A 7,914-nucleotide genomic window follows, 5' to 3' on the forward strand; every position below is an offset into this window, starting at 1 on the left:
ATCCTTTCGGCGTCTGATTCCCAGTCAGCGGGATTTGCCTTCCGGGCCGTTGGGCCCTTCCGACCTGTGAGACTTTAGCGGATTCCCTTCCCTCGATGCCAATCGGGGGTCCCGCTCTCACGAACGAGGAATCCTGCGCTCCACAATGCACACGTCGACACACACGGCGGAAATAGCCGCGAGGCTTTGGTGGTGCTTGTGGGGTGGCTGTCCGGGGCCGACCGGAGTCGGTGCTCACGTCGGACAACTCGGAGAACCTTACGGATCACCTCGGGCAGTGTCAAACTCCCTGTACAGGCACCCCGTCACGGCCTAGCCTGGCCGCGTGAACTCAGCGCATGCGTGCACCCAGAGCTGGTGGGCCGCCTGACGGCGGCCCGTCCTCACGCATGCGTTCAAGCAGCGGCCGCCGGATCCCGGCGGCCGTTTCCCGTATCTCCCTCCGCGGGGTGGCCGCCGGGCGCGGAGCGGCCCGGACGACCAGGAGGTCGGGAGATGGGTCGAGAGACGAAGCGGGTCTTCAGCGGTGTCCAGCCGTCGGGGCATCTGACACTGGGCAACTACCTCGGGGCGGTCCGCCGCTGGGCGGCCGTCGACCAGCACCGGTCGGACGCCCTGTTCTGCGTGGTCGACCTGCACGCGCTCACCGTGGAGCACGACCCCGCGAGGCTCCGGCGGCTGAGCCGGCAGACGGCCACGCTGCTGCTGGCGTCCGGACTGGACCCCGAGGTGTGCACCGTGTTCGTGCAGAGCCACGTCGACGAGCACGCGCGGCTGTCCTTTCTGCTGGAGTGCGTGGCGACCGACGGTGAGGCGCGGCGGATGGTGCAGTACAAGGAGAAGGTCGTGCGCCAGCAGGAGCAGGGCAACGGTGTGCGGCTGTCCCTGCTGACGTATCCGGTGCTGATGGCGGCCGACATCCTGGCGTACGCCACCGACGAGGTGCCGGTGGGTGAGGACCAACGGCAGCACGTCGAGCTGGCGCGGGACGTCGCGGAGCGGTTCAACCAGCGCTACGGCCGGACCTTCGTCGTTCCGGAGGCCACCCTGGCCACGGTGGGGGCGCGGGTGATGAACCTGCAGGAACCCACCTCGAAGATGGGGAAGAGCGACCGTTCGGGTCAGGGGGTGGTGCGTCTCCTGGACGAACCCGAAGTGGTGCGCAGGAAGGTCATGCGGGCGGTCACCGACAACGGGGCGGGCGGGCAGGAGGTCGTGTACGACCGCGTGGCACGGCCCGGGGTGGCCAATCTGCTGGAGATCCTCGCCGCCTGTACCGGCGAGGAGCCGGCGGCACTGGCCGGGAAGTACACGGGGTACGGCCCTCTGAAGAAGGACGTCGCCGAGGCCGTCGTGGAGGTGCTGCGGCCGGTGCGGGAGCGGCACGCGGAGCTGTGCGCGGATCCGGCCCAGGTGGACGGCGTGCTGCGGGCGGGGGCCGAGCGGGCCCGGGAGAGGGCGCGGCCGGTGGTGGACGCGGCGTACCGGGCGATCGGGCTGTTGCCGCCGGCCTGAAGGCACCGAGCCCTGGGGGCGGAGCGGGCTCCGCCCCCAGGGTCCCCGGCCCGTCGTTTCAGGAGCCGTTGCCGGAGGCGAGTTCGCGGCTGCGGTCGCGGGCGGCCTCGAGCGCGGCGATCAGGGCGGCGCGGACGCCGTGGTTCTCCAGCTCACGGATGGCGCTGATGGTGGTGCCGGCGGGAGAGGTGACGTTCTCGCGGAGCTTGACCGGGTGTTCGCCGCTGTCGCGGAGCATGACGGCCGCGCCGATGGCGGACTGGACGATCAGGTCGTGGGCCTTGTCCCGGGGCAGGCCGAGGAGGATGCCGGCGTCGGTCATGGCCTCGACCAGGTAGTAGAAGTACGCCGGGCCGGAGCCGGAGAGCGCGGTGCAGGCGTCCTGCTGCGACTCGGGGACGCGGAGGGTCTTGCCCACCGATCCGAAGATCTGCTCCGCGGTTTCCACGTGGGCGTCGGTGGCGTGGCGTCCCGCCGAGATCACGGACATGGCCTCGTCGACCAGGGCGGGGGTGTTGGGCATGACGCGGACCACGGGGACGCCGGCCGGGAGGCGGTCCTCCAGGGAGGCGGTCGTGATGCCCGCGGCGCCGCTGATCACCAGGCGTCCGGCCGGGACGTGCGGGGCCAGCTCCTCGACCAGGGCGCCCATGTCCTGCGGCTTGACGGTGAGGATCAGGGTGTCGGCGGTCTTGGCGGCCTCCGCGTTGCCGACCGCCGTCACCCCGTAGCGGGAGCAGAGCTCCTCGGCGCGTTCGGCGCGGCGGGCGGTGACCAGCAGGTCGGACGGGTTCCAGCCGCCCCGGATCATGCCGCTGAGCAGTGCTTCGCCGATCTTGCCGGTGCCGAGGACTGCGACTTTCTGGCTCATGGGTGTTGCCCTCCGGGGGAGTTGCGCGTCGTCCATGGCCATCCTCGCACCGGGGCCGTGGCGACCCCGCGCACTGTCCGCCAGGCGGAACGGCAGCGCGCCGTTCCCCCGTGCGGCGTGTCAGACGGTGCGGCGGTCAGGCGGTGCGGCGGCGGAGGGTGGCCGCGCCGACGGCGAGGACCAGGAGGGCGCAGCCGACCATGACCAGGACGTCGCGGACGAAGTCGCCGGTGACCCCGGCGTGCTGCTGGACCTCGTTCATCCCGTCGACCGCGTAGGACATGGGCAGGACGTTGGACACGGCCTCCAGGACGGGCTGCATCTGGTCGCGCGGGGTGAACAGGCCGCACAGCAGGAGCTGCGGGAAGATCACGGCCGGCATGAACTGGACGGCCTGGAACTCCGAGGCGGCGAAGGCGGAGACGAACAGGCCGAGGGCGGTGCCGAGGACGGCGTCGAGGAGGGCGACCAGGAGCAGCAGCCAGGGCGAGCCGATGACGTCGAGGCCGAGGCCCCAGACGGAGAGGCCGGTGGTGAGCAGCGACTGGACGATGGCCAGGGTGCCGAAGGCGAGCGCGTAGCCGGCGATGAAGTCGGCCTTGCCCAGGGGCATGGCGAGGAGGCGTTCCAGCGTGCCCGAGGTGCGTTCGCGCAGGGTGGCGATGCTGGTGACCAGGAACATCGTGATCAGCGGGAAGATGCCGAGCAGTGAGGCGCCGATGCTGTCGAAGGTCTCCGGGCTGCCGTCGAAGACGTAGCGGAGCAGGAGCAGCAGGAGGCAGGGCACCAGGAGCAGCAGGGCGATGGTGCGGGGGTCGTTGCGGAGCTGGCGCAGGACGCGGGCGGCGGTGGCGGCGGTCCGGGCGGGGCTGAGGGGCGCGGTGGTCATCGGGGGGTCTCCTGGCGGTGGGACCGGGCGGCCTCGGCCGCGGCTTCGGCGGCCTCGTCGATGAGGCTGAGGAAGGCCGCCTCGACGGTGTCCGTGCCGGTGCGGGTCTTCAGGGCGTCGGGGGTGTCCTGGGCGAGGATCTCGCCCTCGCGCATCAGCAGGAGGCCGTGGCAGCGCTCGGCCTCGTCCATGACGTGGGAGGAGACCAGGAGGCTGGCGCCGCGGTCGGCGGCGATGGCGTCGAAGAGGTCCCAGAGGTCGCGGCGGAGCACCGGGTCGAGTCCGACGGTGGGCTCGTCGAGGACCAGGAGTTCCGGTGTGCCGAGGAGGGCGACGGCGAGGGACACGCGGCTGCGCTGGCCTCCGGAGAGGTTGCCGGCCAGGGCGTCGGCGTGGCTGGTGAGGTCGACGTCGGCGACGGCGCGCGTGACGTTCTCCCGGCGGCGGGCCGCGGCGCGGCGGCCGGGGTCGAGGACCGCGGCGAAGTACTCCAGGTTCTGCCGGACGGTGAGGTCGTCGAAGACGGCGGGGGCCTGGGTGACGTAGCCGATGCGGGCGCGCAGCGAGGGGTGGCCGGCCGGCTGATCGAGGACCTGGAGGTCTCCGGTGACCTTGGCCTGGGTGCCCATGACGGCGCGGATCAGGGTCGATTTGCCGCAGCCGGAGGGGCCGAGCAGGCCGGTGATGCGGCCGGCGGGCACGGTGAAGTCCAGGTCGCGCAGCACGGTGCGGGGGCCTCGGACCACGGTGAGGCCGGTGGCCCGGACCGCCTGACCGGACTGTTTATTCATCATGCGATGAATAATTCTCCGCCGCTCCGGACACGTCAAGGCCGCCGCGCGGATTCGTGCGGCGGCCTCGGGCTGTGGGCGGGGTCCGGGGAGGCGGCAGGGGTCAGCGTGGTGTGACGACCAGGAGGAGGACGTCGTAGACCTCCTCGACGAGCCCGTCCGGGAAGACCTCCCGGAGGCGGGCGCGCTCCCGGTCGAGGAAGGCGCGGGTGGATTCCTCGCCGTGCACGATGAAGACGGAGTGGCTGGCGACGTTGGCCAGGTGGGTGTCGAGCGGGATGCGGCGGCTCCACCGGAGTACGCGGCGGGCGATCCGGTCGGGGTCGGGCGGGAACGGGGCGCCGGCGAAGAGCTTGTCGGCGTCGAGGGTGCGGGTGCCGCCGCCGGACTTGTTGGCGCGGTCGTCGCCGAAGTGCCGGCGGACGCGGTCGGCCTGCTCGGCGATCCACGGGACGTCCTGGGCGTCGGTGTTCCACCAGAGGGCGAGGGCGCCGCCCGGGCGCAGGACGCGCAGGGCCTCCGGGTGCGCGTGCGCGGGGTCGGTCCAGTGCCAGGACTGGGCGTAGGTCACCAGGTCGGCGGTCGCGGAGGCCAGCGGGAGGTGGTTGCCGTCGCCCCTGACCAGGGGCGTGTCGGGGAGGGCGCGGCGGAATTCGGCGGCCATGCCCTCGCCGGGTTCCACGGCGAGGACCCGCGCGCCGCGGGCCCGCAGGAGGGTGGTGGAGATGCCGGTGCCGGCGCCCACGTCGACCACGCGGGCGCCGGAAAGGGGGCGGCCGGACAGCTCCTCGACGGCGTCGAACAGGACGGGCGGGTAGGTGGGGCGGGCGGCGGCGTAGACGGCTGCGGCGCTGTTGAACGAGCGCGCCCGTTCGGCGTGGGCCGTGACCAGGGAGGCGGGCAGGGGGCGCGCGGTGGGCGAGGTCATGGCTCCATGGTGGAGCGGACCGGCGGCGCGCCCCGGGAGCTTTCACCAGGTTGGGTTCCGTGGGGCGGAAGTCTCGCAATTCCTGCCCGGGAACCCCTCATTCCGGGGCGGATGCCCAGGGCTCGGGATCGAGCGGGTTGTCGTGGAGCGGGTGCGCGACCCCCGAAGGGCCCGGCCGCCGCTGTGCCGGCCGGGCCCGGGGGCCGTCGTGCGGTCGCCGCGTCAGCGGCAGAGCCAGGAGGTCGCCTCCGTCTCGTCGAAGAACGGGAGCCAGCGGCACACGCCGTGGTCCCGGTCCTGCCGGTGGCCGCCTCCGTGGCCGCCTCCGTGACCGCCGTCGTGGCCCGGCCCGTGGTGACCGGGCTTGCCGTGACCGGGTCCGTGGTGACCGGGCTTGCCGTGGCCGCCGTGGTGGCCGGACTTCTCCTTGTTGACGAGCGTGCAGGTCACCGAGGAGCCCGCGGGGATCGTCACCCGGTCCGCCCGGACCGGCAGCAGGGCACCGCCGTCGGTCACGCAGTACCAGCCGCTCCGGCGGTATCCGCCGGGGCCGTCGGACTCGCCGAGGGTGTAGGTGCCCGACGGCACCTCCACACCGGTCACCTCCTCGCTGCCGCTGACGCCGGCGAGGTGGGCGGGACCGTCCGCGGTCAGGGTCCAGTCCTCCGGCTCCGCGGTGCCGTCCTCATTGATCACGCGCTTGACCAGGGTGAGCCGGGTGTCGTCGTCGCCGTCACAGGTGACCGTGTTGCGCACCGTGTAGGAGTTGGACTCCTGGGTCAGCTCCGCCCGGTAGGGCAGCGCCGCGTCGACCGGGCGGCCGTTGGCCGTGACCACCCGTCGGCTGCTCAGTGTGCAGTCCTCCGGGATCTCGGTGGTCTCGGCGACGGTCACCGTGTCGCCGACCGTGTAACCCTCGCGGGCCACGCCCCAGTCCTGGCCGGTGGCTCCGGCCGAACCGGGGCCGGTCAGGGTGAGTTCGGCGTCGAAGCCGTCGGGGCGGTCCGCGTGTTCGTAGACGGTCCCGTCGATCGACCACTCCTTGTCGACGGTGACGTCGGCCTCGGCGTCCGCCTGCGCGCGGTTGTACACGATGCAGCTGACGGCGGCCTGGCGCGGGAGGTCGAGGGTGAAGCCGGGACCGCCGGCCGCCCCGGTGTTGGTGACCTCGACCGGGGTGTCGTCGTCGAGGTTGACGCACACGGCGTTGCGTCCGCCCTGGGTCACCACGGTGTAGCCGTCCTGCTGGGCCTCCGTGACGTTCACCGAGGCGTTGTCCACGGTGCCCGGGTAGGTCGGCTGGAACACGACCGCGCCGGTGCCGTCACCGGTCGTCTCCTCGGTGTCGGGCAGCCCGCCGACCCCCGGGGTGCTGGTCGTGGCGGTGAACTCCCAGCCGGGGCCCGCCACCGTGGCTCCGGTGACGTCCTCGCCGGTGTTCTGCGGGGGCACGATCTGCTTGACCACCGTGAGGGTTCCGTCGCAGTGGCCGAGGGCGAGGTCGTGCAGGGCCTCGGCGGCGCCCTCGAAGTTGGCGGTCTGGTAGTAGTCCGCGGTGGTCGGGTTGGTGCCGTCGTAGGCCTCCGTGCCGGAGATGGCGCGCAGGTTGAGGCCGGACACCCCCTCGACGCCCCGGCCCACGCCGAGGGCGATGACCCGCGTGCCCTCCGCCTTGACCGCGTTGGCGGCGAAGATGCCGCCCTCCACGTCGGCGAAGTGGGTGTGCGAACCGTCGCCGGTGGGGGGGTTGTTCCAGTACGTGGGGTTGCCGTCGGTCAGCACCACGACGGCGTCGTAGTGCTGCTCGGCCTTGGCCACCGCGTACAGGCCCTGGTCCCAGTTGGTGCCGGAACCCAGCGTCCAGTCCGCGTAGAGGCTCTTGAACTCCTCCGCGCCGGCCTCGGTGGAGACCGGCACCAGTTCCGGGTGGTTGGTGGTGCCGGTGCTGGGCGACCGCCGGTCGAAGGAGAACAGCGCCAGCCGGGACGGGGTTCCGGTGAGGGCGTCCGTGAACCCGTCGGCCGCCGCCTTGAGGCTGGGCAGCGCGCTGCCGACCGAGGCCGACAGGTCGAGGACCAGCGCGATGTCCAGACCGCAGTCCTCGGGCAGCTCAGGGTTGATCCGCGACTGCTGCCAGATGCCGCCCGAGGCCAGGTAGGGGCTGGTGGCGTAGTCGGCGCTGTACATGAAGTCGCTGGTCGACGAGTAGACCTCGCCGCCTTCCAGCGCGGGCGTCTGGAACTGGTAGGGGGAGGCGAACGAGCCCGAGCCGCTGCCCGCGCCGGTGCGCAGGGTGGGGTTGGTGTACCAGCCGTCCGGCACCCCGATCTGGCGGACCCAGAAGCGCGCGCCCTCGTTGGCGCCGCCGTCGCCGGTGTCGGGCACGACGAAGTTGCAGTCGCCGTCCGCGTCGGAGGTGCAGACCGCCCAGGTGGTGTTCACCGGCGTGGTGGCGTCCTCGGAGGCGAAGAGGGCGAGCCGTACGCCCGCGAGGGGGCCCACGACCGAGTCGGCGACCCGGTCACCGCCCGTCTTCACCGTCACCACGGAGGTGCCCGGCTCCGCCGGGGGGACGTCCGGCGGGGCGGCCGCGCCCAGGAGGGTGACGAGGGCCGTGGCCCCCACGAGGGCACGGGCGAGGCGCCCCAGGCGCCTCCGTCCCGGAGTTATGGTGCGGTGAATACGCATGCGGGCCTTCCTGGTCGAGGAGGGTGGCGACTGGCGACCGGAGCGTGATCGCCGCATGCCCATGCTGATCTCGCGGGCGGCGCCGCACCGCCCGGTGTTGCTCCGTACGGGAGGGCCGTTCGGCCGCTCAGGTGCCGGAGGGGGCTTTCCCGTTCCGCGTGAGGTGGTGTCCGCGTCGCTCGCGGCGGCCCGACAACCCGGGCGGGGGTGCGCGGGTGACGTCCTGTTCGTC

Annotated in this window: 6 protein-coding genes; 1 reads left to right on the forward strand and 5 read right to left on the reverse strand. The window is 72.8% G+C overall.

Annotation, left to right across the window (positions count from 1 at the left end; genetic code table 11):
• The first annotated feature begins 495 nt into the window (after positions 1-495).
• Positions 496-1,515 carry a tryptophan--tRNA ligase gene (gene trpS, locus HW445_RS12245; RefSeq protein ID WP_180221051.1) on the forward strand — a complete coding sequence of 340 codons (1,020 nt, stop codon included), beginning with the start codon at positions 496-498 and terminating at the stop codon, positions 1,513-1,515.
• 58 nt (positions 1,516-1,573) lie between these two features.
• On the opposite strand, the gene proC is transcribed toward trpS, so the two are convergent.
• From proC to HW445_RS12270, 5 genes are all read right to left on the reverse strand, one after another.
• Entirely contained in the window at positions 1,574-2,386 is an 813-nt protein-coding gene (gene proC, locus HW445_RS12250) for a pyrroline-5-carboxylate reductase (protein ID WP_180221052.1), read from the reverse strand.
• Between the two features lie 136 nt (positions 2,387-2,522).
• Positions 2,523-3,275, reverse strand: coding sequence for an ABC transporter permease (locus HW445_RS12255; RefSeq protein ID WP_180221053.1), 753 nt, complete (start codon positions 3,273-3,275; stop codon positions 2,523-2,525).
• Positions 3,272-4,069, reverse strand: coding sequence for an ABC transporter ATP-binding protein (locus tag HW445_RS12260; protein ID WP_180221054.1), 798 nt, complete (start codon positions 4,067-4,069; stop codon positions 3,272-3,274). The genes HW445_RS12255 and HW445_RS12260 overlap by 4 nt, the downstream gene beginning before the upstream one ends.
• Positions 4,070-4,169: 100 nt before the next feature.
• A complete protein-coding gene (locus HW445_RS12265; RefSeq protein ID WP_180221055.1) occupies positions 4,170-4,994 on the reverse strand; it encodes a class I SAM-dependent methyltransferase in 825 nt (274 codons plus the stop codon).
• 222 nt (positions 4,995-5,216) lie between these two features.
• The gene (locus tag HW445_RS12270; protein WP_180221056.1) at positions 5,217-7,619 is read right to left on the reverse strand and encodes a VWA domain-containing protein; all 2,403 of its coding nucleotides are present in this window, start codon (positions 7,617-7,619) and stop codon (positions 5,217-5,219) included.
• Positions 7,620-7,914: the final 295 nt, after the last annotated feature.

It is taken from the genome of Streptomyces sp. UH6, assembly GCF_013421635.1.
Taxonomy (GTDB): domain Bacteria; phylum Actinomycetota; class Actinomycetes; order Streptomycetales; family Streptomycetaceae; genus Streptomyces; species Streptomyces abyssomicinicus.